A 23,560-nucleotide genomic window follows, 5' to 3' on the forward strand; every position below is an offset into this window, starting at 1 on the left:
CCCCTGCTTCTTGAACCGCAAAGGCTGTCATCATGGTTCCCCATTTCCTCACGGCGCTGGACGGCGCCCCCTCTGAACTTGGTCAGCACATTCTGGACGCGTCGCCGGCGATCGAGCGCTGGTTCCGCCTGGAATGGACGCAGCACACACCTGTCTTCTACAGCTCGGTGGACATCCGCAACGCGGGCTTCAAGCTCGCGCCCGTGGACACCAACCTGTATCCCGGCGGCTGGAACAACCTCTCGGCCGAGATGCTGCCGGCGGCGGCGCAGGCCGCACGCCTGGCGCTGCAGCGGCGAGCGCCGCAGGCCCGCAGACTGCTGCTGGTGCCGGAAAACCACACCCGCAATGGCTTCTACCTACAGAACGTGGCGCAACTGCAGCGCATCCTGGGCGACGCTGGTCTGGAGGTACGGATAGGCTCCCTTAACCCTGACATCGCCGAGGCCACGGCGCTGGCGCTGCCTGATGGGGGCACACTCACTCTGGAGCCGCTGCTCCGGCGCGGCAACCGGATCGGGCTGCGGGACTTCGATCCCTGCGCCATCCTGGTCAACAATGACCTCAGCGCCGGCGTCCCTGGCATCCTCGAAGACCTGCAAGGGCAATTGCTGCTGCCGCCGCTGCATGCTGGCTGGCATGTGCGCCGCAAGAGCCGGCACTTCCAGGCCTACGACGAGGTCTGCAAGCGCTTCGGCAAGCTGCTGGGCCTGGACCCCTGGCTCTTACAAGCCCTTTTCGACCATTGCGACAACCTCGACTTCGCCGAAGGCCACAGCCTGGAGCGCCTGCAAGAGCAAGCCAATGCGCTGCTGAACCGCATCCGCCGCAAGTACAAGGAATACGGCATCGCCGAGCGCCCCTTCATCGTGGTCAAGGCCGACAACGGCACCTACGGCATGGGCATCATGATGGTGCGCGACGCCAGCGAGCTGGGCGCGCTCAACCGCCGCACGCGCAACAAGATGGCCGTGGTGAAGGACGGCCTGCAGGTGTCCGAGGCCATCCTGCAAGAAGGTGTGCGGACGCGCGAATGCGTGGGCGGTGCCACGGCCGAGCCCGTGGTGTACATGATCGACCGGGCCGTGGTGGGTGGGTTCTACCGCCTGCATGCCGAGCGCGGGGCCGACGAGAACCTGAATGCACCAGGCGCCCGGTTCCAGCCCATGGCCTGTGACCCCGCAGCGCTGTCGGTGCAGCACGGCCAGCCACCGGGGACGAGCGGGCCCAACCTTTTCTACCTCTATGGCGTGGTCGCCCGGCTCGCGGCCCTGGCCGCCAGTTCCGAACTGGAGCAGGGGCCGGCGCGGGCGGCCGAGGAGCTCGCATGCGCCTGAACACCACCGCCCCTTCGCCCCAACTGCAGTGCATCCCCGCTTTCAGCGACAACTACATCTGGCTGCTGCATGACGGCCAGCACGCCTGGGTCGTGGACCCTGGCGATGCCGGCCCCGTGCGCGCAGCGTTGCAGGAGCAGGGCCTGATCCTGGCGGGCATCCTGCTGACGCACCACCACCACGACCACACCGGCGGCGTGGCCGAGCTGGTGGCGGACAGCGGCGCCGCCGTCTTCGGCCCCGTGGGCGAGGTGCTTCCCGAACCCGTCACCCGCGTGGGCGAGGGCTACCGGCTGCAGGTGCTGGGGCAGGACTTCGAGGTCATCGCCGTCCCCGGCCATACCGCCGGCCACGTGGCCTACTTTGGCAATCACGTACCGGGCGGGCCGCTGCTGTTTTGCGGGGACACGCTGTTCTCGGGCGGCTGCGGCCGGCTGTTTGAGGGCACGCCTGCGCAAATGCTGGCCTCGCTGGACCGGCTGAACGGCCTGCCGGCGGCCACGCGCGTCTGTTGCGCTCACGAATACACCCTGTCCAACCTGCGGTTCGCGCAGGCGGTGGAGCCGGGCAACGCCGCGCTGCAAGCCTACATCTCACATTGCGATGCACTGCGCGCGCGCGGCGCACCCACGCTGCCCAGCCAACTGGCCACCGAGCGCCTGGTCAATCCCTTCCTGCGCTCGCGCGATCCGGGCCTGCGCGCTGGCCTGGCCGCGCTCGCCACGGTCCCGGATGGCGACGTGGCCGTGTTTGCCACGCTGCGCGAACTCAAGAACAACTTCCGACCGGCTTGAGGCCGGCAGCTACCCTATGAAATACCTCCACACCATGGTCCGCGTGACAGACTGACCTTGCCCCTGGAAACCGGATCCCTTGCTGAGTGGTTGAATACAGGCAAGGAGAACGGAAGTGACGAAGGCAACGAGAGCGCGCTACACGCTGGAGTTCAAGCTGGAAGCGGTCAGGCTGGTCAAGGCTGGCCAGAGCATGGCGGCGACGGCGAAGATCCTGGGCATTGCGCAACAGACGCTGCACAACTGGATCCGTGCGGACCGAGACGGTCGTCTGGCGGGGGCTGGAAGCAAGCCGGTGAGCCCAGAGCAGATGGAGATCGCCAGGCTGCGCGCGGAGCTGGCGCGGGTCAAGATGGAGCGCGACATCCTGGGAAAAGCGACGGCGTACTTCGCGAAGGAGCGGGGGTGAAGTACGCCTGGATCGAGCGTAACCGCAAGCGCTGGCCCGTGTCGGTGGCGTGCGCAGTTCTGGGGGTGAGCCCCAGTGGGTACCACGACCACCGTGTGCGCCAGGCACGACCACGACGTGGGATCAGCAACGATGCTCTGCTGGTTCATATCCGAGCGATCCATGCCGAAACGCGTGGCGAGTACGGCTGGCCGCGGATCTGGAAGGAACTGCTGGCACGCGGCATTCGGGTGGGTAAGGAGCGCGTTCGCAAGCTCATGAGCCTGCACGGCATCCGCGCCCGAGGCAAGCGCAAGTTCAAGGCTACGACCGACAGCAACCACAAGCTGCCGGTGGCGCCGAACCTTGTGGATCGGCAGTTCAAGCCGGCCACGCCGAACGCCGTGTGGACGAGCGACATCACGTATGTGGCCACCGACGAGGGCTGGCTGTACCTGGCGGTGATCATCGACCTGTTCAGCCGCCAGGTCGTGGGCTGGTCGATGCAGCCGCACATGCGGCGCGAGCTGGTGATTGACGCGTTGCACATGGCCTGGTTCCGCCGCCATCCGCCGCCGGGACTGATATGCCACAGCGATCGCGGCAGCCAATACTGCAGTGCCGACTTCCAGAAGGCGCTGACCGGCTACGGCATGCGCAGCTCGATGAGTCGCAAGGGGAACTGCTGGGACAATGCGCCCACGGAAAGCCTGTGGGGCTCGCTCAAGGTGGGCAGGCTGCACGGCAAACGCTTCAAGACCCGGCGCGACGCCATGGACGAGATCGTCGACTGGCTGACGTTCTACAACCACCGGCGGCTTCATTCGTCGTTGGGCTATGTCAGTCCGATGCAATTCGAACGGGCTTGGCTTGCCGCCCAGAAAAGGCAGGCTGCGTAACGGTCTCAGCTATGGGATCCGGAACTCGCGGGCAAGGTCAGACCTGGATGCATCCCTTCGCTTCTATTGCGATGCCCTGGGCCTGCGCGTGCTGCGCCTGTCCACGCCGCGCGGCGCGGCCGTGCTCTCCACGGTGGCCGAGCAACTCTACGACGAGGACCTGATCGCGTGTTTTCGGAGGCAGGACGGCGGCGAGGTAGGGCGTGCGGTCTGGATGCGCACCCACTCGGAGGAGACGGCCAAGCTCTTCGACACTGCCGAGTCCATCGTCAACACCCAGGACCTGAAGGGGCTCAAACGCCTGCACGACGCGTTCGACGTGCCTGGCGAGGCGCCGCCCTTCCTGTGGAACGATGCGGTCAAGGACCGGCTGGAAGCGCAACTCACCGAGGCGATGCGGCTGGCCGAGCCCTGCGAGGTCATCCACGTGGCCATGGAGGAGCCGAACCGGCAAGGCCAGACCCAGGCGACACACTACCTCGTGGTGCGTTTCGCCGGCGATCAGGTGGCCGCGGTGGAGATGCGCAACCGCCAGCGCAAGAGCTTCTTCTACTTCCCGGCGCGCGACGCCACCCTCATCTACGCGCCTCATCGTGGGCTCGTCGAAGTCTTTGCCCCGACGCTGGGCACCCGTGCGCCGCTGGCCAACGTGCTGTCCCGGCACGGCTTCAAGGCCCCCTTGTCGAACCGTCCGCTGGACCGCTCGCGCTACGACCTGTCGCGCTTTGCGCGGCCACTGAAGGACACCAAGCCGCGCATCGACGGGGGCCGCATCGAGCGGCTGTATCTGACCGAAGCCAAGGCTTTGCTTGGGCATGCCACGGACGCCGTCACGCTGCACATCGACAGCGGCGCAGAACTGCACGAGGTGATCGACGAGCGCTGGGGCAACCACCCCTTCGCGCAGCCTGGTGCCTTGCTCGGTGTGACCCTGGTGGCCGAACTGGTGTTCGAGGGGGAGACGGCGGCCACCCCGCTGGCCATCGTGCTGGCCGAGCCCGGTCGCTGCAGCCTGGCTGGCGAGAAAGACCAACGCCTGCGCCGCGCCGGGATGCAACTGCTCGAGGCCCTGGGGGTGCGCAAACCGCTGCACCCGGGCTGCGGGCGGGACGATCCGAGCCTGATCGCGCAGGTGGCCCGGCTTCTGGAGAGCGCCAGCAGCCCGATGGACGGCTTCGCACTGCATAAGCTCGGCATCGACATCGAGCGGCTGCAGGACGAAGGCATCCTCATCGAAGGCGAGCGCATTGCCGAGCTGTCGGTCCCCGTCGACGAAGGCGAGCCGATGAAGGTGGTGCTCGAACGTTGCGCCGATGCCGACACCGTGCGCTACCGCGATCCCCTGACAGGCAAGGACGTGGTCCTGCCGGCCCGTCTCGCCCGGCGCTGGAAGGTGCAGCTGGACTGGTTGCGCGAGGAATTGATCACGGCGCTGGGATCGGCCTTGAAAGGACCCCGCAGTCGGCACTTCGACGACGAGCCGGTGTTCCTTGGCGAGATCGACATCGACGGCCATGCCGTGGCGCTGTACTTCGCCTCCAGGATGTCCCACGAGCGCGCGTACGCGAAAGTCGACGCTGCGCTGAGGCTTCGTCCGCGCCCGGTGGCGGGCGTGGTGTTGACGACGACCTCGACGCCGCTGCCATTCGCCGGCACCAATGTCGTCATTCCCATCGAGGATGTGCTCGCCGATGCGGGCAACGGCAGCGCCATCGACCTGGACCGGCTGAAGGTGGCCTATCGCCACGGGCAACTGGCGGCCATGGGCGGGTCGACGGTGACGCTCAAGGTCGCCCCCGATGGTCACGCGGCGACGCTGTACCTTCCGGGCAAGGCGCCGTGGCGGGTCACGGGCAAAGCAAGGATCGCCGTCTTGCAGCGGCTGGTGGAGGCCTGGGCCGCAGGAACGCCCCACGTCAACACGAAGGCGCTGATGGCCGGCACGGGCTGCACGTCTCCGGCCAACCTCTTCACCGGCAAGCACTCGCCCTGGCGCGACTATCTCGAAAGGGTCCCAGGCACGCGGGCGTGGCAGCTGAAGCTGACCCCACTCGATCGAGTGGTCGTCGATGACAGCGACACGCGCAGCGCTGCGATCGAAGCAGTCACCGAAGACGTCTGACCGCCGTTGAGGCGTCAGCGCGCCGCGCCGATTGATCGGCGTTGCGATCCGCTTCGGAAATCTGCGCACATCATCCCTGGCGGTTTCGATTCCCTGGAGCCGTCATGAGAAACCTCGAACTTGCATCTCCGGCAGAGATGAGCGCAAGCGCCCGTGCTGGCGAAATCACCACCATCCTCGCGGCCGCCATCGTCCGTACCCTCGGGTCTTCCGGGCTGGAACAGAGCGCGGTTCGCCTTGGCTTCCTGCCCGACCAGCGCGTTCATGCAACCCCCTATCCAACGGAGAAGTTGTCATGAGCGAGAAGTCAGCGTCCATTGCGACGCGGATCGCCGACCTGGGTCATCTCCCGATGGCCGAGCTGTGGGTCCTGTGGGACCGGCACTTCGAGCGCCGGCCCGAACATCCGAATCGCACGCACGTCGAGTCCCGCATCGCCTACAAGCTGCAGGAAGAAGCCTTCGGCGGACTCGCACCCGAAACGCGCCAGCGCCTTGAGGCCATCGGCGCGAAGCACTCCAAGATCAAACTGCGCGCGCGCCCGCGCAAGTTCGACTTCGCACCGGGCACCGTGCTGCTACGCGAATGGGGCGAGCGCGAGCACCGGGTGACGGTTGACGCCGATGGTCACTTCGAATACGAAGGCCGCCGCTTCAAGAGCCTGACCGCCGTGGCGCGGCACATCACCGGCCAGCATTGGAGCGGCCCGCTGTTCTTCGGCCTGAAGGGAGGCGCCTGATGACGGAAATCGCCTCCACCAAGGCACGCAAGCGCTGTGCGGTCTACTGCCGGGTGTCCTCGGACGAGCGGCTCGACCAGGAGTTCAACTCCATCGACGCGCAGAAGGAGGCGGGCCACGCCTTCATCGCTAGCCAAAGGAGCGAGGGTTGGATCTCTGTCGCCGACGACTACGATGATCCCGGCTTCTCGGGCGGCAACACCGAGCGCCCGGCCTTGAAGCGCCTGATGGCCGATATCCAGCGCGGGCTGATCGACATCGTGGTGGTCTACAAGATCGACCGCCTGACGAGGAGCCTCGCCGACTTCTCCAAGATGGTCGAGGTGTTCGAGCGCCAGGGCGTGTCCTTCGTCTCGGTGACCCAGCAATTCAACACCACGACCTCGATGGGGCGGCTCACGCTCAACATCCTGCTGTCCTTCGCCCAGTTCGAGCGCGAGGTCACCGGTGAGCGCATCCGCGACAAGATCGCCGCGGCCAAGAAGAAGGGGCTGTGGATGGGCGGCGTGCCGCCACTGGGCTACGACGTGGCGAACCGGCAACTGGTCATCAACGAAGCCGAGGCGGCCGTGGTGCGCCGCATCTTCGAGGAGATGCTCTCAATCGGTTCGCCGACCCAGATCGCTGCTCGACTGACTGCCGAGGGCATCACGACCAAGGCGTGGACGACGCAGGACGGGCGGGTTCGCACCGGCACACGTATCGACAAGAAGTACATCCACAAGGTGCTGCGCAACCGCATCTACCTCGGGGAGCTGTCGAGCCGGGGCCAGTGGTACCCCGGCGTGCACGAGCCGATCATCGAACGCCAGCTGTGGGACCAGGTTCACGCGGTGCTGGCCCGCGACAGCCACGCGCGCTCTGTGGAGACCAAGATCCGGTCACGCACCGACGCCTTGCTACGGGGACTGCTCTATGCCCCTTCGGGCGAACGCATGTACCCGACCTACTCGCGCAAAAACGGACGCAAGTACCAGTACTACGTCTCCAAGTCCGAGAGTCGCTTCGGCGCGCCGGGCAAGAGTTACGAGCGCCTGCCCGCCGGGGAGATTGAGGCGGCAGTCGTAGCCCAGATCCGCACCGTGCTGACCAGCCCCGAATCCATTGCAGCGGTCGTGCGTCACGTCCAACGCCAGGGCGCACCGATCGACGAGGCCACGGTCGTGATGGCGATGGGCCGCCTCAACGACGTGTGGGATCAGCTCTTCCCGGTTGAGCAGCACCGCATCGCCAACCTGATGATCGAGCGCATCGATCTCGTCCACACCGACGAGATGCAGGGCATCCGGGTGAAGTGGCGCGAACTGGGCTGGGACGCCTTGATCGGCGAGTTCGCGCCCAGGAGCATCGGCGCCGAGCTGCTGGAGGTCGAGGCATGAAGGACGGGACGCTCGAGACCTTCGTGCCGCTGACCCTGCGGCGGCGCGGCGTGCGCCGGCTGGTTCAGCACCAGGCCGAGGACCGGGACGCGCACGACAGCACGCTCATCGAAGGGATGGCACGGGCCTTCCACTGGCAACGGCTGCTAGACAGCGGCGCGATGCCCAGCGGCTCGGCCATCGCGCGTGCCGAAGGGCTGCACCACTCGGTGGTCAACGAGCTGCTGCGCCTGACGCTGCTCGCGCCCGACATCGTCGAGATGCTGATGGCCGGGCGGCAGCCACGCCGGATGAGCCTGATCTGGTTCCAGCGCCACCCGCTGCCGGTGGACTGGGCGGCCCAGCGCGAGATCGTGCGGCGCTTCGAGGAGAAAGCGTGAGCACGAAGCACCGGGGACGCATCGAGGGAGCGCCGGTCACCCAGAAACTGCCGACGCCGGCGGGCGGCGTGAAACTGGAAACCTTCGTGCCCTGGCGGCTGGTGCAGCGCGGTATCCGCCGCGAGGTGATCGCACCGCCCGGTGTGCAGAAGGCGGTCGAGGTGGGGTCGGCGGGGGGCGAGCCGCTGCGCACCGAGGCGAAGGACACGGCGTTGTTGCGTGCGCTTGGGCTGGCGCACCACTGGCAGAGACTGCTCCACGAGGAGCGGGTGGCGTCGGTGACGGAGATCGCGCAGGCCGAGCATCTCGACGTCACCCAAGTGCGCCGACTGCTGCGCTTGACCTTGCTGGCGCCGGCGGTGATCGAGACCTTGCTGCGCGAGCCGCAGCATCGCCTCGACCCGGTGCTGCGCCAGCCATGGGCGACGTTGTGGCAGGATCAATGTAGTCAGCTTAAGCGGCTTCATCGTCGGGGCGCGCTCGAGGAATCTTCCAGGCGATGAGCACTTGCGGATCCGAACTCGCCGTACTTCACATGCGCAAGATCACCGGACCGTTTCGATGCAAGACGGTGGGTGCCCTTCATGACGCTCTTGCGAGCAGCGCGCGAAGCTCGGCTTGGATGGCGCGTCGTCGCAGCAGCAGGGTGGACCCCCGATGCACAGACCCGCGAGGTCTACCACGTCTGGCACGGTCCCGACTCGCCCGACGACCGCATCGAACTCCAGATTGGCCTCGCCCCATGACGCCCGAGTCCACGCTTGAAGTGCGGCGCTTTGCCGCCGAGGATTTCCCCACCTACCGCGCCTGGTACGCCGACGCGCGCTTGAACCGGCATCTGGGCCCGATGGACGAGGAGTGGCTGGCCCATGTGCTGGCCGACACCGAGGGCGAGCAATGGACGGTGCGGTATGGCGCGGCGCTGGTCGCCGTCATCGGCCTCACCCCTGACCCCGAGCACGGGGCTTGGGTCCTCACCGACTGGGCCGTCGATCCCGCCCTGCGCGGCCAGGGCTGGGGGCGGCGCGCCTGGGCGGCCTTGCTGGCGCAGCCCGCGCTGCGCGAGCGCCGATGCTTTCGTGCCTACGTGGCCGAGGACAACCCCGAAGCCCTGGCCTTCTTCGAGGCGCTGGGCTGGCGGCGCCTGGCCGCGCCCAGCCGCGAGGATCCGTTTTGGGCCTTGGCTTGGGTGCAATGAGGCCCGGTGCGGCAAGCGGCCGGCGTCAGCGTCTGCGGCGTGGGCTTGTCGCTGCATACTGCCCCGGCGTCGTGCCGAAGACCTCGCGGAACACCGCGATGAAGCTGCTGGGGTTGCGGTAGCCCGACTCGGCCGCGACGGCGACCACCGGCACACCCTCGGCCAGACGGCCGGCGGCGTGCAGCAGGCGCAGGCGCTGGCGCCAGTGCGTGAAGCTGTACCCGGTCTCGGCCACGAAACGGCGCGAGGCGGTGCGCGACGACAACCCCGCCCAGCGGGCCCAATCCGCCAGCGGCCGTGGGTCGCCGGGGTGGTCGCACAAGGCTTGGGCGATGCGCCGCAGGCGGCGGTCGCTGGGCATCGGCACGCTCCAGGGCAGCGGTGTCGAGGCGGCGATCTCGTCGAGCATCACGGCCGCCAAACGCTCCAGCCGCTGCGGGTCGGTCGTGCCGTCGGCCGCCAGATGGGCCGCATGCCCCACCGCCGCGCGCAACAGCGGGGTGAGCGCCAGCACGCAGGGCTCGGCCGGCAAGGCCGCGCAGGCTTCGGGGGCCAGGTACACGCTCCAGCCCGCAAACGGCCCGTGCGAGTGCGCCGCATGCAGCGTCTGCGGCGGCACCCACACCGCATGCGAGGCCGGCACGATCCAGCGGTGCCGCGCTGCCTGCACCGTCAGCAGCCCGGTCTCGGTGCCCAGCAGTTGGCCGCGCACGTGACGATGCTCGCGCGTGTGCCGCACCCGGCCGCTGCGCCGCAGCACCGCACACATCACCGGCCCCTGGCGGGCCTCGGCCCAACGGGGCGCGATCAAGGGGTCGTCCATGCTTGGCATCGTAGCGGTATCGCATGGCGTGCAGGCCGCATCGCAGCCCTGCGCATGTCGATACGCTGGACGCTCCTTCTGTTCGATCCCTGGACCCCCCATGACTTCGATCCACCACGCCTTGGACGACCTGCTCAACCGGCAGGACATACCGCTCGACACCTTCCTCGATTGGCATTTCAGCCCCGACTACCGCCAGCGCACCGATGGGCACTGGGACGACCGCAACGGCTTTGCCGCGCATGCGCGCAGGCTGCGCGAGCTGGTGGCGTCCGCCCGCATCGAGGTGCTCGACGAATGGCGCGATCTGCGACGCTACGCCAGCCATCACCGCGTGCACGTGCGCAAGCGCGACGGCGCCACCGTGGTGCAGGAGGTCTACCTCTTCGCCCGCTTGGATGCGAGCGGCCGCTTCGAGTGCGTCGACGAGGTGACGCTGATGCTCGAAGGCCAAGAGGCGGACCGGGGCTTGGGTCGCGTGCGGTGAGACCGGACCTCACAGGATGGCGTCGACGACGCCTCGTCTTGATGCCGCCTTGATACCGCTGGGCACGAATCGGGCGCCGGCTTGATGCCGCACGGGCCAGAATGTGCAGCGTGTACATCCCCTCGTGGAGGACTGCATGGACATCGTGTTTCTTGGCTGGGCGGCCGCCTTCGCGCTGATCACCCTGGGCGCGCTGGCGGGATGCCGCCGGCTGTCGCCCCCTGCCCCGCAAGGCAACCGAATCGAGTCGAACGGAGGTCACGGCGATGGAGCCTGAGGCACTGATCATGACCGCCGGGGTGCTCGTCATCGGGCTGCTGGCCTATCTCGTCTACGCCCTGCTGGCGGTGGAGGACTTCGAATGAACGCCAATCCCTGGGTGCAGCTCGCGCTGTTCCTGGCGCTGTTGTTCCCGCTGGCCTGGGCGCTGGCGCGCTGGCTCGATGGCGTCTTCAGCGGCCGGCTCGCCGCGCGCGTGCGCTTCGTGGGCGCGATCGAGCGCGGGGTGCTGCGGCTGGCCGGCAGCCGGCCGGACGAGGACATGCCGTGGTGGCGCTATGCGCTGGCGATCCTCGTGTTCAACCTCGTGGGGCTGGCGGCGCTGTACGCGATCCTGCGGCTGCAGGCAGTGTTGCCGTTCAACCCGCAGGGCTTCGGTGCGGTGGCGCCGGATCTGGCGCTGAACACCGCCGTCTCCTTCGTCACCAACACCAATTGGCAGAGCTATGGCGGCGAATCCACGATGAGCCATGGCACGCAGATGCTGGGGCTTACCGTACAGAACTTCCTGTCGGCGGCCACCGGCATCGCGGTGGCGCTGGCGGTGATCCGCGGCTTCGTGCGCAAAACCAGCTCCGGTGTGGGTCACGCCTGGCTAGATCTTACGCGCGCCACTCTGTGGGTGCTGCTGCCGCTGTCGGCGGTGTTCGCGCTGTTCCTCGTTAGCCAGGGCGTGCCGCAGACGCTGGCGGCCGGACACGAAGTGACTCTCATCGATCCTGTTTCCTACACTGTTCAGGAAGCAAGTCGGCAGGTCACGCACACCGCAGCGACCCAGACCATCGCGATCGGCCCGGTGGCCTCGCAGGAGGCGATCAAAATGCTGGGCACGAATGGCGGGGGCTTCTTCAACGCCAATTCTGCGCATCCGTTCGAGAACCCGACGGCTCTGTCGAACCTGCTGGAAATGGTCTCGATCCTCCTCATCCCGCTGGCGCTGGTGTTCCTGTTCGGGCGCTGGGCGGGCGATGCACGCCAGGGCGCGGCGCTGGCCGGGGTGATGACCGTGCTGTTCGTCGCACTCTATGCCGTGGGGGTGATCGCGCAGCATCAGCCCAACCCGCAGCTTGCGGCGCTGGGCCTGAGCGGCCCGAGCCTTGAGGGGCTGGAGACGCGCTTCGGCGTGGTCGGCTCGATGCTGTTTGCTGCGGTCACGACCGCCGCCAGCTGCGGCGCGGTCAATGCCATGCATGACAGCCTGATGCCGCTGGCTGGCTCGGTGCCGATGTTCCTGATGCAGCTGGGCGAGGTCGTTTACGGCGGTGTCGGCTCGGGGCTGTACGGCATGCTGCTGTTCGCGGTGATCGCGGTGTTCATCGCCGGGCTGATGGTCGGCCGCACGCCGGAGTACCTGGGCAAGAAGATCGGCGCCTACGAGATGAAGATGGTCTCGCTGGCGGTGATCGTGGTGCCCGCGCTGGTGCTGGCGGGCACGGCGCTGGCGCTGCGCGTGGAGCCGGGCCTGGCAGGCCTGACGAACCCCGGCGCGCACGGCCTGTCGCAGGCGCTGTATGCGCTGACCTCGGCCGGCAACAACAACGGCTCGGCCTTTGCAGGCCTGTCGGCCAACGCGCCGTTCTGGAACGTGCTGCTGGCCGCGGCGATGTGGTTCGGGCGCTTCCTGGTGATCGTGCCGGCGCTGGCGCTGGCCGGCAGCCTCGCGGCCAAGCCGCGCGTGCCGCCCTCGGCCGGCACGCTGGCCACCAACAACGGGCTGTTCGTCGTGCTGCTGGTGGCCGCAGTGCTGCTGGTGGGAGCGCTGAACTATGTGCCGGCGCTGGCGCTCGGGCCGGTGGCCGAGCACCTGACGCTGATGTCGGGCCGCTGAAGCGCCCGGGAGGAACGACATGACGACGATGGTGACGAATCCGCGCGCGGCCGGCCCCTGGGATGCGGCGCTGCTGCGCGCCGCCTTGCGCGAATCGCTGTGGCGCCTGGCGCCGCAGGCGCAATGGCGCAACCCGGTGATGTTCGTGGTGTGGGTCGGCGCCGCGCTGGTGACGGCGATCGGCGTGGCCGCCGCCACGGGGCGCATGGCCGCGCCGGTGGGCTTCACGCTCGCGGTGGCAGCCTGGCTGTGGCTGACGGTGTGGTTCGCCAACCTGGCCGAGGCGCTGGCCGAGGGCCGGGGCAAGGCCCAGGCGGCGGCGCTGCGCTCGGCCAAGAAGCGCGTGTACGCCAAGGTGCTGCAAGAGCCGCACCACGGTGCGTCCTGGATCCCGGTGCCGAGCGACGAGCTGTCCGCCGGCCGCGTGGTGCTGGTGGAGGCCGGCGACGTGATCCCGGCCGACGGCGAGGTCATCGAGGGCGTGGCCTCGGTGGACGAGTCGGCCATCACCGGCGAGTCGGCCCCGGTGATCCGCGAGTCCGGTGGCGACCGCTCGGCGGTGACCGGGGGCACGCGCGTGCTGTCGGACTGGCTGGTGGTACGCATCACCGCGCAGCCGGGCCACACCTTCCTGGACCGCATGATCGCGATGGTCGAGTCCGCCAAGCGCCGCCGCACGCCCAACGAGATCGCGCTGACCATCCTGCTGGTGGCGCTGACCCTGGTGTTCCTGATCGTTTGCGCCACGCTCTGGCCGCTGTCGCAGTACAGCGTGCAGGCGGCGGGCCAGGGCCAGCCGGTGTCGGTGACGGTGCTGGTGGCGCTGCTGGTGTGCCTGATCCCGACGACGATCGGCGCGCTGCTGGCCGCCATCGGCATCGCCGGCATGAGCCGCATGCTGCGCGCCAACGTGATCGCCACCTCGGGCCGCGCGGTGGAAGCCGCCGGCGACGTGGACGTGCTGCTGCTGGACAAGACCGGCACGATCACGCTCGGCAACCGGCAGGCGGTGGCCTTCCACCCCGCGCCCGGGGTCACGGAGCCGGCCCTGGCCGATGCGGCGCAGCTCGCCTCGCTGGCCGACGAGACGCCCGAAGGGCGCTCCATCGTCGTGCTGGCCAAGGAACGCCACGGACTGCGTGGCCGCGAGACGGCAGGCCTGCACTTCATCGCGTTTTCCGCGCGCACCCGGATGAGCGGGGTGGACCTCGACGGCCGGCGCATCCGCAAGGGCGCGCTCGATGCGGTGCAGCGCTTCGTCGAGGAGGCGGGCGGCCGCCTGCCGGAGGCGGTGCGTGAGCGCGCCGAGGCCATCGCGCGCGAGGGCGGCACGCCATTGGTGGTGGCCGAGGACGCGCGCGCCTTGGGCGTGGTCGAGCTCAAGGACATCGTCAAGGGAGGCATCCGCGAGCGCTTCGCCGAGCTGCGCCGCATGGGCATCAAGACGGTGATGGTCACCGGCGACAACCGGCTCACGGCCGCTGCGATCGCCGCCGAGGCCGGGGTGGACGACTTCCTGGCCGAAGCCATGCCCGAGGACAAGCTCGCGCTGATCCGCCGCTACCAGGCCGAGGGCCACCTCGTGGCGATGACCGGCGACGGCACCAACGATGCGCCCGCGCTGGCGCAGGCGGACGTGGCGGTGGCGATGAACGCGGGCACGCAGGCGGCCAAGGAGGCCGGCAACATGGTCGATCTCGACTCGAACCCGACCAAGCTGCTGGAGGTGGTCGAGGTCGGCAAGCAGATGCTGATGACGCGCGGGGCGCTGACCACCTTCTCGATCGCCAACGACGTGGCCAAGTACTTCGCGATCATCCCGGCGGCCTTCGTGGGCACCTATCCGCAGCTCGCGGCGCTGGACGTGATGCGACTGACGAGCCCGCAGTCGGCGATCCTGTCGGCGGTGATCTTCAACGCGCTCATCATCGTGGCGCTGATCCCGCTGGCACTCAAGGGCGTGCGCTGGAGGGCGCAGTCGGCCGAGGCGTTGCTGCGCCGGCACCTGCTTCTCTACGGTCTGGGCGGCGTCATCGCGCCCTTCATCGGCATCAAGCTGATCGACCTGGCGCTGGCGGCGCTGGGCCTGGCCTGAGCCTTGGAACGGAGCTCGTCCATGAACACCTTGCGAACCCTTGTGCGTCCTGCCCTCGCGCTCTTCGCCGTACTGGCCGTGATCACCGGACTCGTCTATCCCCTGGCGCTCACCGCCGTGGCCCAGGGCCTGATGCCGGTGCAGGCCAACGGCAGCCTGATCGAGCGCAACGGGCAGGTCGTCGGCAGCCGGCTGATCGGTCAGGCCTTCGACGACCCCAAGTACTTCTGGGGCCGCCCCTCGGCGACCGCGCCCGTGCCTTACAACGCGGCCGCCTCCAGCGGCAGCAACCTCGCGCCGAGCCATCCGGCGCTGGTGGACGCAGTGCGCGCGCGCATCGAAGCGCTGCGCGCGGCCCAACCGGAGACGACGCAGCCGGTGCCGATGGAGCTGGTGACCGCCTCGGCCAGCGGGCTCGACCCTCACGTCTCGCCCGAGGCCGCGCGCTGGCAGATCCCGCGCGTGGCGCGCGCGCGGGGCATGACGCCTGCGGAACTCGACGCGCTCGTGCAGGCGCATACCGAGCGGCCATGGCTGGGCCTGATCGGCATGCCGCGCGTCAATGTGCTGGCGCTGAACCTTGCGCTCGACGCGCGTCCGCCACGGTGACGCCCGCGCGCTGATTCACAACCCACTGCGTCCTTCGCAGACCGCCCGCAGGGGCGGTCAGGGGATGTCTTTTCCTTCGCTCCGGTCGGCGCCCGCCGGCCGTCGGACCCACAGGAGTCTTTCGATGCATCACTTCGCTTGCACGCTGCGTCGCCTCGCCGGCCTGTCGGCCGCGGCGCTGGCCCTCGCGCCGGGTCTGGCCTGGAGCCAGTCCGGGGACGAGAACCGCGACGCGTCCGCCGTCACGGTGTCCGGCACCGCCACCCTGACCAGCGACTATCTGTTTCGCGGGCTGACCCAGACCGGTGGCAAGCCCGCGGTCCAGGCCGGCGTGGAACTCGGCGGCAAAGCCGGCTTCTATGCCGGGTCGTCGGGATCGAACGTTGGCTGGCTTCAGGACTACCAGGGCTATCGTGCCGGCAGCCTGGAGCTGGATCTCTACGGCGGCTGGCGGTTCAAGCCCGATGAGGCCACGACATTCGACGTCGGTCTCATTCACTACCGGTATCCGGGCAGCCGCCCGGCGGGCGTGGTGCGCGCCGACACGACCGAGCTGCTCGTGGGCGCCGCATGGCGGCAGTTGGCCGCCAAGCTCTACGTCAGTGCCGGTGACACCTTCGGCTTCGACGCGCCCGCCGGCAGCACGTACCTCGACCTCTCGGCGGCGGTGCCGATCGGCGACGGGCCGTGGACGATCGACCTGCACGCGGGCCGACAGCGTTTTCGCGGTGCGGCGGGCCCGTTTTCGTACACCGACTGGAAGCTCGGCGTCCGCTACGATGCCTCGACGATCGGCCCCGCCTGGAACGGCACGACCGTGAGCCTGCAGTACACCGACACCAACGCCGACCGCGCGCTGTGGACCGACCTCAATGGCGTCAACATGGGACGAGCGCGCCTGTCCGTCATCCTGACGCGTAGCTTCTAGGCCCTTGCGGCATGATGGAGGGCCCATGAGCCGACCTCCCGACCGCCCCGATCCCGACCGCCTGCTCGCCGAAGTGCAGGCCGATGAGGCGCGCCAGCGGCGCGGCCGGCTCAAGCTCTTCTTCGGCGCCTGTCCGGGCGTCGGCAAGACTTACGCGATGCTGCAGGCGTTGCACGAGCGCCAGCGCGAAGGCGTGGCGGTGTGCGTGGGCATCGTCGAGACCCATGGCCGCAAGGAGACCCAGGCGCTGCTCGAAGGATTGCCGGTACTGCCGCGCAAGCGCCTCGAGTACCGGGGCCGCGAGCTCACCGAGTTCGATCTCGATGCGGCGCTGGCCTCGTCGGCCGCGCTGATCGCGGTGGATGAGCTGGCGCACACCAACGCCCCCGGCAGCCGCCATGCCAAGCGCTGGCAGGACGTGGAGGAGCTGCTCGCGGCCGGCTTCGACGTCTACACCACCGTCAACGTGCAGCACCTGGAGAGCCTGCACGACGTGGTGGCCGCGATCACCGGCGTGCGCGTGCGCGAGACGGTGCCGGACCGCGTGTTCGATGCCGCCGACGACGTGACCCTGATCGACCTGCCGGCCGCCGACCTGATCCAGCGCCTGCGCAACGGCAAGGTCTATCTGCCCGATGTGGCGCAGTCGGCCGTCGAGCGCTTCTTCCGTCCCGGCAACCTGATCGCCCTGCGTGAACTGGCCCTACGGCGGGTGGCCGACCGCGTGGATGCCCAGATGCGCGCGCAGCGCACCCGGGAGGATCCCGGCCGCGTCTGGCCGGCGCGCGAACGGCTGCTGGTGGGACTGGGCGGCGCGCGCGATGCCCCGGTGGTCCGCGCGGCGGCGCGGCTCGCGTCCCGGCTGGAGGCCGAATGGATCGCCGTGTACGTGGACCGGCTCGACGATCGCGCCTCGCGCCAGGAGCGGGAAGCGGTGCTCGAGCTGCTCGGCGAGGCCCGTCGGCTGGGCGCCGACGTCCTGACCCTGGCCGGCGACGATGTGCCGGCCTCGCTCGTGCGCTGCGCGCGGGAGCGCAATGCCAACCGCATCGTGCTGGGCGCGGCCGCCGAGGCCTCGGGCTGGCGCCGCCTCTGGACCGCCCTGCGCGGCGACCTGGCGAGCGCGGTGCAGCGACGGGCGCCGGAGGTGGACGTGGTGCGCATCGGCGTGGCGGCGGGCCGTCCCGGCGCGGCGGTGCAGGCACGGCCGGCGCTCGGCGCGCCGGACCGGGAGCCTCGCACCCGTCACCCGCTGGCCTGGGCCGCGGCCGCCTGTGCCCTGGCCACCGTCGTCGCCTGGCCGCTCGCACGGGTGTTCGATCTGGCGAACATCGTGATGGTGTACCTGTTGGCGGTGGTGCTGGTGGCGCTGCGGGCTGGACGCACGGCCGGCGCCCTCGCGGCCTTGCTGGCGGTGCTGTGCTTCGACTTCTTCTTCGTCCAGCCGCAGTTGTCGTTCGCCGTCAGCGACACGCAGTACCTGCTGACCTTTGCCCTGATGCTCGCCGTCGCGCTGATCATCGGCCAGCTGACAGCACGGCTTCGCTTTGCCGTGCTGGCGATGCGCGAGCGCGAACGGCGCAGCGCACTGCTGACCCGCCTGGCCAATGCCTTGTCCGGTGCGCTGGAAAGCGAACGGATCGTCGAGATCGCCGAAGAGACCGTGGGCGCGCACTTCCAGGCCGCCATCACGGTCGTGCTGCCCGACGCCGGGCACCGCGTGCGCCCGGCGCGGCCGGAACGATCGGTGGACGTGAGCATCGCGCAGTGGGTGCTCGACCACGGGGAGAGCGCGGGCGCCGGCACCGGGACGCTCGCCGCGGCCCCGGCGCGCTATCTGCCGCTGAAGGCGCCGATGCGCGTGCGCGGCGTCCTCGTCGTCGCCCCGCGGGCGGAGCCGCCCTGGCGACGGCCCGAGGATCTGGAAACGCTGGAAGCCTGCGCCGGGCAGATCGCGGTGGCGCTGGAGCGCGTGCACTTCGTCGAGGTGGCGCGCGACACGCTGGTGCAGATGGAGGGAGAACGCCTGCGCAACACCCTGCTGCTGTCCCTCTCGCACGATTTGCGCACCCCGGTGGCCGGGATGCTCGGCACCGCCGAACTCGCCCTGCAGCGCGGCGCCGAGGGGCCCGCCCGCCCCCTGCTGCAGGCGCTGGTCGAGCAGGCCCGGGCCATGCAGTCGCTGCTCGACAACCTGCTGCAACTGGCCCGACTGCAGTCCGGCCAGGCGCGCCTGGACCGACAGTGGCATGCCCTGGAGGAGATCGTCGCCAGCGCGCTCGGTCACGTCCGCAGCGCCTGCGCCGGACATGGGCTCGAGGTCCGGCTGGCGGCCGGCCTGCCGCTGGTGGAGGTGGATGCCCTGCTGCTCGAGCGCGCCCTGGTCAATCTGCTGGACAATGCCTGCAAGCACACCCCCGCCGGCTGCCGCATCGCCGTGGACGCGCGGCTGGATCCCGGCGGCACCTTGGTGATCGAGGTGGCCGACGATGGCCCCGGCTGGCCCGGCGACGACCCCAGCCGCCTGTTCGCGCCGTTCCAGCGGGGTGCGGCGGAGTCGCCGATGACCGGCATGGGCCTGGGACTGGCGCTGGTGGAGCGCATCGCCGCCCTGCACGGCGGACGCGTGGAGGCGCGCAAGCGCGAGCCGCAGGGCAGCGTGTTCGCCTTGCACCTGCCGCAGCGGCCGGCGCCGCAGGAAGGAGTCGAGACGTGAGCACCGATGCCCCGGGCGGCCATGTGCTGCTGATCGAGGACGACGCGCCGATCCGCCGCTTCGTCCGGCTCGCACTGGAGTACGCCGGCTACAGCGTGAGCGAGGCCGAGAGCGTCAAGCGGGGCCAGATCGACGCCGCCACCCGCCGGCCCGACCTGCTGATCGTGGACCTCGGCCTGCCTGACGGCGACGGCAAAACGCTGATCACCCAGGTGCGCGGCTGGTCCCCGGTGCCGATCCTCGTGCTGTCGGCGCGCGACCAGGAGCGCGAGAAGGTCGCCGCGCTGGATGCCGGGGCCGATGACTACCTCACCAAGCCCTTCGGCATCGACGAACTGCTGGCGAGGCTGCGCGCGCTGCAACGCCGGCTGCAGCCGCAGGCGGCCGAGCCGGTCTGGCGCTTCGGCGACGTCGAGGTGGACGCGCGCACCCACGACGTGCGCCGGCGCGGCGAGACCGTGCACCTGACCCCGATCGAGTTCCGGCTGCTGGTGACGCTGCTGCGGGCGCAAGGCGCGGTGCTCACCTACCGCCAGCTGCTCACCCAGGTCTGGGGGCCGGGCCACGCCGAGCGCACCCATCACCTGCGCGTGCACATGGCCAATCTGCGCCGCAAGCTCGAGGACGATCCGGCGCAGCCGCGCCATCTGCTGACAGAACTGCAGGTGGGCTACCGGCTGGTGGTCTAGCAGCAGCGGCGATGAGGCGCAGCAAGCGCGAACGACCCCCAGCATCGAGGACACGGATCGTCCTGATGTCCGCTGGATCGTCGTGGATCGAAGGGGGCCCGCATCGGCGCGGCTCGGGGATCGAGCCGAGCGGCCGCATTGAGTGCGCTGACGAGGGGACACTGATGCTCCATGGCGAGGAGGCGGACCGGGGCTTGGGTCGCGTGCGGTGAGAGCGTGCGCCGCGCAGCGCCAGGAGTGCATTTGCTTGGCACACCGAGCCGCGGTAGGCTCTTAACTTCGGAAGGGTGCCCGTTGAGCTACCGCGATGGGCCGGGGTGACCCGGCCCTTCGTTTTTTCTGCAGGCCATCACGCCGTCGTGGCCCGTTCGACTCCACGCCGCCTACCACTCACACACCCCAACCTGCGCGCGTAAGGGCTTGATCGGCCAAGCACTCGTCTCACGAGTCCTCGCGAGACCGGCAGAGAACACACCCGCTCAGAGAGGCGGAAATGACCGAAACGGGAGGCGCGGCTACCGCCAGCGCTCGCGAGGCCTTACTCGGAAGCCGCGCCAACACTGGCGTTGCGGGCAATCGGGATAGGGGCGGTCAGGATACCTGACCGGGCCCCTCCCACACCACCCGGCATGCGGGTCCGCACCGGGCGGTTCGAGAAGTTGAGGTCATGAGAGACGGGGAACGCCAAGTTTGTCGAAGTAGGCAATGGTCAGCACCCGGTTGAGCTCGCCCGCGCTATTCCGCCACCAGCAGCGGGAATTGCCTGCCACCCGCTTTGCCACGTGTTCGGACGCGCCTAGGTTGAGCAGTTCCCGGTAGATCGTGCTACCCCGCTTCCAGTGCTTGAGGTGGATCGCCCGTAGTCGGTGGCGCAGCCATTCGTCCAGCGATCGCCAGACGCCCGGTGTTTGCGCCAGCCCAAAGTAGGCTTTCCATCCCAACAGATAAGGTTTCAGTCGCTCAATGACCTCCGCCATGCTGCGTCCGCCTGAGCGCCGGGTCAGTTGCCTCACCCGCTGCTTGAACGTCGCCATCGGCTTGTCGGCCACCCTGCGCTTGACGCCCTCCTTGCCAAACCAGAAGCTGTAGCCCAAGAACTTCCTTCCCTTGACGCTGGCCACCGCACTCTTGGCTTCATTGATCTTGAGCCTCAGCTTGCCGTAACACTTGCGCAGCAGCGCCATGACCCGTTCGCCAGCTTTCCGACTACGGACATAGACGTTGCAGTCGTCGGCATAGCGCGCAAAGCAGTGGCCGTGCTTCTCCAGTACCTTATCCACTTCGTCCAGCATCACATTCGCCAGCAGCGGCGACAGCGGCCCACCTTGCGGCGTGCCTTGATACCGCTCAAACACTACGCCATCGCTCATGATGCCGCTGTTCAGGTACGCCCGTATCAGCCGAATGATTCCAGCATCGTCGATGCGTTTGCGTAGGCGGTCGATGAGGATGTCGTGATTGACTCGATCAAAGAATTTCTCCAGATCGACATCAACCACGATCTTCCGTCCGGACTGGATGTAGCCCTGCGCCGCCAGTATCGCGTCGTGGGCTCGTCGGCCCGGCCGGAAGCCGTAGCTGTACTCGCTGAATGTCGGGTCAAGTAGCGGTTGCAGCACTTGCAGCAGTGCTTGCTGGATCAGCCGATCCGTGACCGTCGGAATGCCGAGCTCGCGCTCGCCACCGTCCGGCTTCGGGATCGTTACCCGTCGTACCGGACTGGGCCGGTACCTCCCCTGCAGCAGTTGTTCCCGAATCAATGGCCACGCCGTCACCAGATGGCGGGCGGTCTGGTCAATGTCCAGCCCATCCACGCCGGCTGCGCCTTTGTTGGCTTTGACTCTCTTCCATGCTCGCCGCAGGTTCTCTCTCGCCAGAACCGCTTGCAGCAGTCCCGGCCCTGTGCTCTCGGTGTCCCGTCGCGGGCCGGCCGCTTCGTCGCTGACAGGTTCCCGCCCGGCTTCACCGTGCGCTACCCCCGCCCGCTCTGCTTGCGCAGACTTCTGACGCCTTGCTTCCAGCATCGACATGGTCTCAAGCACTCCTTCTCGTTCGGCCCTTCGCCCACGACTGGCAGCTACTATGGCCTCTGCTGACTTCTCGCTCCGTGTCACCACGTCGCCCTTTCAGGCATAAGGCGAGATCTCCCCGGGTAAGAACGCACTCCTTCACTGCACAACCGCCGGATTTACGCCGCTTCGCCTTGATCACGAGAGCTTCGCGGATTCATGCCCGCTCGCCCTGCTCGGCAGCGCCTTCTATCCGGTTCTTGTCCATCGGCTCGCAGTTTCGCTCCACGCTTCCTCCCCACACTCGGTCGCCCTCATGCAGTTGCGCTTCGCTTCGTTCGCTGTGATCAACTTACGGTGGGACTTTCACCCACAAGAGTGCGCCCGTGCCGGGCGCACATCGAGATAGGGGCGGTCAGGATACCTGACCGGGCCCCTCCCACACCACCCGGCATGCGGGTCCGCACCGGGCGGTTCGAGAAGTTGAGGTCATGAGAGACGGGGAACGCCAAGTTTGTCGAAGTAGGCAATGGTCAGCACCCGGTTGAGCTCGCCCGCGCTATTCCGCCACCAGCAGCGGGAATTGCCTGCCACCCGCTTTGCCACGTGTTCGGACGCGCCTAGGTTGAGCAGTTCCCGGTAGATCGTGCTACCCCGCTTCCAGTGCTTGAGGTGGATCGCCCGTAGTCGGTGGCGCAGCCATTCGTCCAGCGATCGCCAGACGCCCGGTGTTTGCGCCAGCCCAAAGTAGGCTTTCCATCCCAACAGATAAGGTTTCAGTCGCTCAATGACCTCCGCCATGCTGCGTCCGCCTGAGCGCCGGGTCAGTTGCCTCACCCGCTGCTTGAACGTCGCCATCGGCTTGTCGGCCACCCTGCGCTTGACGCCCTCCTTGCCAAACCAGAAGCTGTAGCCCAAGAACTTCCTTCCCTTGACGCTGGCCACCGCACTCTTGGCTTCATTGATCTTGAGCCTCAGCTTGCCGTAACACTTGCGCAGCAGCGCCATGACCCGTTCGCCAGCTTTCCGACTACGGACATAGACGTTGCAGTCGTCGGCATAGCGCGCAAAGCAGTGGCCGTGCTTCTCCAGTACCTTATCCACTTCGTCCAGCATCACATTCGCCAGCAGCGGCGACAGCGGCCCACCTTGCGGCGTGCCTTGATACCGCTCAAACACTACGCCATCGCTCATGATGCCGCTGTTCAGGTACGCCCGTATCAGCCGAATGATTCCAGCATCGTCGATGCGTTTGCGTAGGCGGTCGATGAGGATGTCGTGGTTGACTCGATCAAAGAATTTCTCCAGATCGACATCAACCACGATCTTCCGTCCGGACTGGATGTAGCCCTGCGCCGCCAGTATCGCGTCGTGGGCTCGTCGGCCCGGCCGGAAGCCGTAGCTGCACTCGCTGAATGTCGGGTCAAGTAGCGGTTGCAGCACTTGCAGCAGTGCTTGCTGGATCAGCCGATCCGTGACCGTCGGAATGCCGAGCTCGCGCTCGCCACCGTCCGGCTTCGGGATCGTTACCCGTCGTACCGGACTGGGCCGGTACCTCCCCTGCAGCAGTTGTTCCCGAATCAATGGCCACGCCGTCACCAGATGGCGGGCGGTCTGGTCAATGTCCAGCCCATCCACGCCGGCTGCGCCTTTGTTGGCTTTGACTCTCTTCCATGCTCGCCGCAGGTTCTCTCTCGCCAGAACCGCTTGCAGCAGTCCCGGCCCTGTGCTCTCGGTGTCCCGTCGCGGGCCGGCCGCTTCGTCGCTGACAGGTTCCCGCCCGGCTTCACCGTGCGCTACCCCCGCCCGCTCTGCTTGCGCAGACTTCTGACGCCTTGCTTCCAGCATCGACATGGTCTCA

The 23,560-nt window shown here is 68.4% G+C and carries 22 protein-coding genes; 19 read left to right on the forward strand and 3 right to left on the reverse strand.

All coding sequences use genetic code 11. The features are described 5' to 3' along the window. Positions 1 to 32 precede the first annotated feature (32 nt). The 10 genes from gshA (at position 33) to ACPYIS_RS02680 (ending at position 9,236) form a co-directional block, all read left to right on the forward strand. The gene (gene gshA / locus ACPYIS_RS02635) at positions 33 to 1,337 is read left to right on the forward strand and encodes a glutamate--cysteine ligase (RefSeq protein WP_424895129.1); all 1,305 of its coding nucleotides are present in this window, start codon (positions 33 to 35) and stop codon (positions 1,335 to 1,337) included. Then, positions 1,328 to 2,131, forward strand: coding sequence for a hydroxyacylglutathione hydrolase (gene gloB, locus ACPYIS_RS02640; protein ID WP_424895128.1), 804 nt, complete (start codon positions 1,328 to 1,330; stop codon positions 2,129 to 2,131). The genes gshA and gloB overlap by 10 nt, the downstream gene beginning before the upstream one ends. Before the next feature lie 115 nt (positions 2,132 to 2,246). Beyond that, positions 2,247 to 3,418, forward strand: a protein-coding gene (locus ACPYIS_RS02645) for an IS3 family transposase (RefSeq protein ID WP_424859250.1) whose coding sequence is annotated in 2 segments (ribosomal slippage) — positions 2,247 to 2,502 and positions 2,502 to 3,418 — 1,173 coding nt in all. Because the reading frame shifts where the segments join, the coding sequence is not laid out codon by codon here. An 82-nt stretch (positions 3,419 to 3,500) separates the two neighbouring features. Beyond that, complete coding sequence (locus tag ACPYIS_RS02650) at positions 3,501 to 5,540, forward strand: hypothetical protein (RefSeq protein ID WP_425974141.1); 2,040 nt, start codon at positions 3,501 to 3,503, stop codon at positions 5,538 to 5,540. Positions 5,541 to 5,644: 104 nt separating this feature from the next. Next, complete coding sequence (locus tag ACPYIS_RS02655) at positions 5,645 to 5,839, forward strand: hypothetical protein (RefSeq protein ID WP_424895126.1); 195 nt, start codon at positions 5,645 to 5,647, stop codon at positions 5,837 to 5,839. Beyond that, positions 5,836 to 6,279: a DUF2924 domain-containing protein gene (locus ACPYIS_RS02660; protein ID WP_424895125.1), complete on the forward strand. Its 444-nt coding sequence runs from the start codon at positions 5,836 to 5,838 to the stop codon at positions 6,277 to 6,279. The genes ACPYIS_RS02655 and ACPYIS_RS02660 overlap by 4 nt, the downstream gene beginning before the upstream one ends. Continuing rightward, positions 6,279 to 7,658, forward strand: coding sequence for a recombinase family protein (locus tag ACPYIS_RS02665; RefSeq protein ID WP_424895124.1), 1,380 nt, complete (start codon positions 6,279 to 6,281; stop codon positions 7,656 to 7,658). Before ACPYIS_RS02660 ends, ACPYIS_RS02665 begins: the two co-directional genes overlap by 1 nt. After that, positions 7,655 to 8,038 carry a hypothetical protein gene (locus ACPYIS_RS02670; RefSeq protein WP_004869841.1) on the forward strand — a complete coding sequence of 128 codons (384 nt, stop codon included), beginning with the start codon at positions 7,655 to 7,657 and terminating at the stop codon, positions 8,036 to 8,038. The genes ACPYIS_RS02665 and ACPYIS_RS02670 overlap by 4 nt, the downstream gene beginning before the upstream one ends. Further along, entirely contained in the window at positions 8,035 to 8,541 is a 507-nt protein-coding gene (locus ACPYIS_RS02675) for a hypothetical protein (protein WP_424895123.1), read from the forward strand. Before ACPYIS_RS02670 ends, ACPYIS_RS02675 begins: the two co-directional genes overlap by 4 nt. A gap of 239 nt (positions 8,542 to 8,780) precedes the next feature. After that, a complete protein-coding gene (locus ACPYIS_RS02680; protein WP_024890394.1) occupies positions 8,781 to 9,236 on the forward strand; it encodes a GNAT family N-acetyltransferase in 456 nt (151 codons plus the stop codon). Between the two features lie 25 nt (positions 9,237 to 9,261). Here the strand turns inward: ACPYIS_RS02680 and ACPYIS_RS02685 are convergent, their stop codons facing one another. Next, the gene (locus ACPYIS_RS02685; RefSeq protein WP_024890393.1) at positions 9,262 to 10,059 is read right to left on the reverse strand and encodes an AraC family transcriptional regulator; all 798 of its coding nucleotides are present in this window, start codon (positions 10,057 to 10,059) and stop codon (positions 9,262 to 9,264) included. 100 nt (positions 10,060 to 10,159) lie between these two features. On the opposite strand from ACPYIS_RS02685, the gene ACPYIS_RS02690 reads away from it, so the two are divergent. From ACPYIS_RS02690 to ACPYIS_RS02730, 9 genes are all read left to right on the forward strand, one after another. Further along, entirely contained in the window at positions 10,160 to 10,546 is a 387-nt protein-coding gene (locus tag ACPYIS_RS02690; RefSeq protein WP_132765335.1) for a nuclear transport factor 2 family protein, read from the forward strand. Between the two features lie 136 nt (positions 10,547 to 10,682). Continuing rightward, positions 10,683 to 10,823, forward strand: coding sequence for a hypothetical protein (locus tag ACPYIS_RS02695; protein ID WP_160170686.1), 141 nt, complete (start codon positions 10,683 to 10,685; stop codon positions 10,821 to 10,823). After that, positions 10,813 to 10,911, forward strand: coding sequence for a potassium-transporting ATPase subunit F (locus ACPYIS_RS02700; protein ID WP_132765337.1), 99 nt, complete (start codon positions 10,813 to 10,815; stop codon positions 10,909 to 10,911). Before ACPYIS_RS02695 ends, ACPYIS_RS02700 begins: the two co-directional genes overlap by 11 nt. Further along, a complete protein-coding gene (gene kdpA / locus ACPYIS_RS02705) occupies positions 10,908 to 12,653 on the forward strand; it encodes a potassium-transporting ATPase subunit KdpA (protein ID WP_144326737.1) in 1,746 nt (581 codons plus the stop codon). The genes ACPYIS_RS02700 and kdpA overlap by 4 nt, the downstream gene beginning before the upstream one ends. 28 nt (positions 12,654 to 12,681) lie before the next feature. Beyond that, on the forward strand, positions 12,682 to 14,748 hold the full coding sequence (gene kdpB, locus ACPYIS_RS02710; RefSeq protein WP_132765568.1) for a potassium-transporting ATPase subunit KdpB: 2,067 nt from the start codon (positions 12,682 to 12,684) through the stop codon (positions 14,746 to 14,748). Positions 14,749 to 14,769: 21 nt separating this feature from the next. Further along, on the forward strand, positions 14,770 to 15,357 hold the full coding sequence (kdpC, locus tag ACPYIS_RS02715; RefSeq protein WP_043689643.1) for a potassium-transporting ATPase subunit KdpC: 588 nt from the start codon (positions 14,770 to 14,772) through the stop codon (positions 15,355 to 15,357). A 124-nt stretch (positions 15,358 to 15,481) separates the two neighbouring features. Further along, positions 15,482 to 16,285: a TorF family putative porin gene (locus ACPYIS_RS02720; RefSeq protein ID WP_165908687.1), complete on the forward strand. Its 804-nt coding sequence runs from the start codon at positions 15,482 to 15,484 to the stop codon at positions 16,283 to 16,285. 25 nt (positions 16,286 to 16,310) lie between these two features. After that, the gene (locus ACPYIS_RS02725) at positions 16,311 to 19,001 is read left to right on the forward strand and encodes a DUF4118 domain-containing protein (RefSeq protein ID WP_424895122.1); all 2,691 of its coding nucleotides are present in this window, start codon (positions 16,311 to 16,313) and stop codon (positions 18,999 to 19,001) included. Beyond that, positions 18,998 to 19,690, forward strand: coding sequence for a response regulator (locus ACPYIS_RS02730; RefSeq protein ID WP_024890386.1), 693 nt, complete (start codon positions 18,998 to 19,000; stop codon positions 19,688 to 19,690). The genes ACPYIS_RS02725 and ACPYIS_RS02730 overlap by 4 nt, the downstream gene beginning before the upstream one ends. 665 nt (positions 19,691 to 20,355) lie before the next feature. Here the strand turns inward: ACPYIS_RS02730 and ltrA (ACPYIS_RS02735) are convergent. Beyond that, positions 20,356 to 21,720, reverse strand: coding sequence for a group II intron reverse transcriptase/maturase (ltrA, locus tag ACPYIS_RS02735; protein ID WP_424858785.1), 1,365 nt, complete (start codon positions 21,718 to 21,720; stop codon positions 20,356 to 20,358). Positions 21,721 to 22,188: 468 nt separating this feature from the next. Next, positions 22,189 to 23,553, reverse strand: a complete 1,365-nt coding sequence (gene ltrA / locus ACPYIS_RS02740) for a group II intron reverse transcriptase/maturase (protein ID WP_424859842.1) — start codon at positions 23,551 to 23,553, stop codon at positions 22,189 to 22,191. Positions 23,554 to 23,560 lie beyond the last annotated feature (7 nt).

The organism is Tepidimonas sp. HKU78, assembly GCF_049860815.1.
In the GTDB taxonomy this organism is placed as follows: domain Bacteria; phylum Pseudomonadota; class Gammaproteobacteria; order Burkholderiales; family Burkholderiaceae_C; genus Tepidimonas.

Bases quoted from the DNA above. Each gene is read 5' to 3' on its own strand.
- gshA (WP_424895129.1), top strand. From the start codon at position 33: ATGGTTCCCCATTTCCTCACGGCGCTGGACGGCGCCCCCTCTGAACTT.
- gloB (WP_424895128.1), top strand. From the start codon at position 1,328: ATGCGCCTGAACACCACCGCCCCTTCGCCCCAACTGCAGTGCATCCCC.
- ACPYIS_RS02655 (WP_424895126.1), top strand. From the start codon at position 5,645: ATGAGAAACCTCGAACTTGCATCTCCGGCAGAGATGAGCGCAAGCGCC.
- ACPYIS_RS02660 (WP_424895125.1), top strand. From the start codon at position 5,836: ATGAGCGAGAAGTCAGCGTCCATTGCGACGCGGATCGCCGACCTGGGT.
- ACPYIS_RS02665 (WP_424895124.1), top strand. From the start codon at position 6,279: ATGACGGAAATCGCCTCCACCAAGGCACGCAAGCGCTGTGCGGTCTAC.
- ACPYIS_RS02670 (WP_004869841.1), top strand. From the start codon at position 7,655: ATGAAGGACGGGACGCTCGAGACCTTCGTGCCGCTGACCCTGCGGCGG.
- ACPYIS_RS02680 (WP_024890394.1), top strand. From the start codon at position 8,781: ATGACGCCCGAGTCCACGCTTGAAGTGCGGCGCTTTGCCGCCGAGGAT.
- ACPYIS_RS02685 (WP_024890393.1), bottom strand. From the start codon at position 10,059: ATGGACGACCCCTTGATCGCGCCCCGTTGGGCCGAGGCCCGCCAGGGG.
- ACPYIS_RS02690 (WP_132765335.1), top strand. From the start codon at position 10,160: ATGACTTCGATCCACCACGCCTTGGACGACCTGCTCAACCGGCAGGAC.
- ACPYIS_RS02695 (WP_160170686.1), top strand. From the start codon at position 10,683: ATGGACATCGTGTTTCTTGGCTGGGCGGCCGCCTTCGCGCTGATCACC.
- ACPYIS_RS02700 (WP_132765337.1), top strand. From the start codon at position 10,813: ATGGAGCCTGAGGCACTGATCATGACCGCCGGGGTGCTCGTCATCGGG.
- kdpA (WP_144326737.1), top strand. From the start codon at position 10,908: ATGAACGCCAATCCCTGGGTGCAGCTCGCGCTGTTCCTGGCGCTGTTG.
- kdpB (WP_132765568.1), top strand. From the start codon at position 12,682: ATGGTGACGAATCCGCGCGCGGCCGGCCCCTGGGATGCGGCGCTGCTG.
- kdpC (WP_043689643.1), top strand. From the start codon at position 14,770: ATGAACACCTTGCGAACCCTTGTGCGTCCTGCCCTCGCGCTCTTCGCC.
- ACPYIS_RS02720 (WP_165908687.1), top strand. From the start codon at position 15,482: ATGCATCACTTCGCTTGCACGCTGCGTCGCCTCGCCGGCCTGTCGGCC.
- ACPYIS_RS02725 (WP_424895122.1), top strand. From the start codon at position 16,311: ATGAGCCGACCTCCCGACCGCCCCGATCCCGACCGCCTGCTCGCCGAA.
- ltrA (WP_424858785.1), bottom strand. From the start codon at position 21,720: ATGTCGATGCTGGAAGCAAGGCGTCAGAAGTCTGCGCAAGCAGAGCGG.
- ltrA (WP_424859842.1), bottom strand. From the start codon at position 23,553: ATGTCGATGCTGGAAGCAAGGCGTCAGAAGTCTGCGCAAGCAGAGCGG.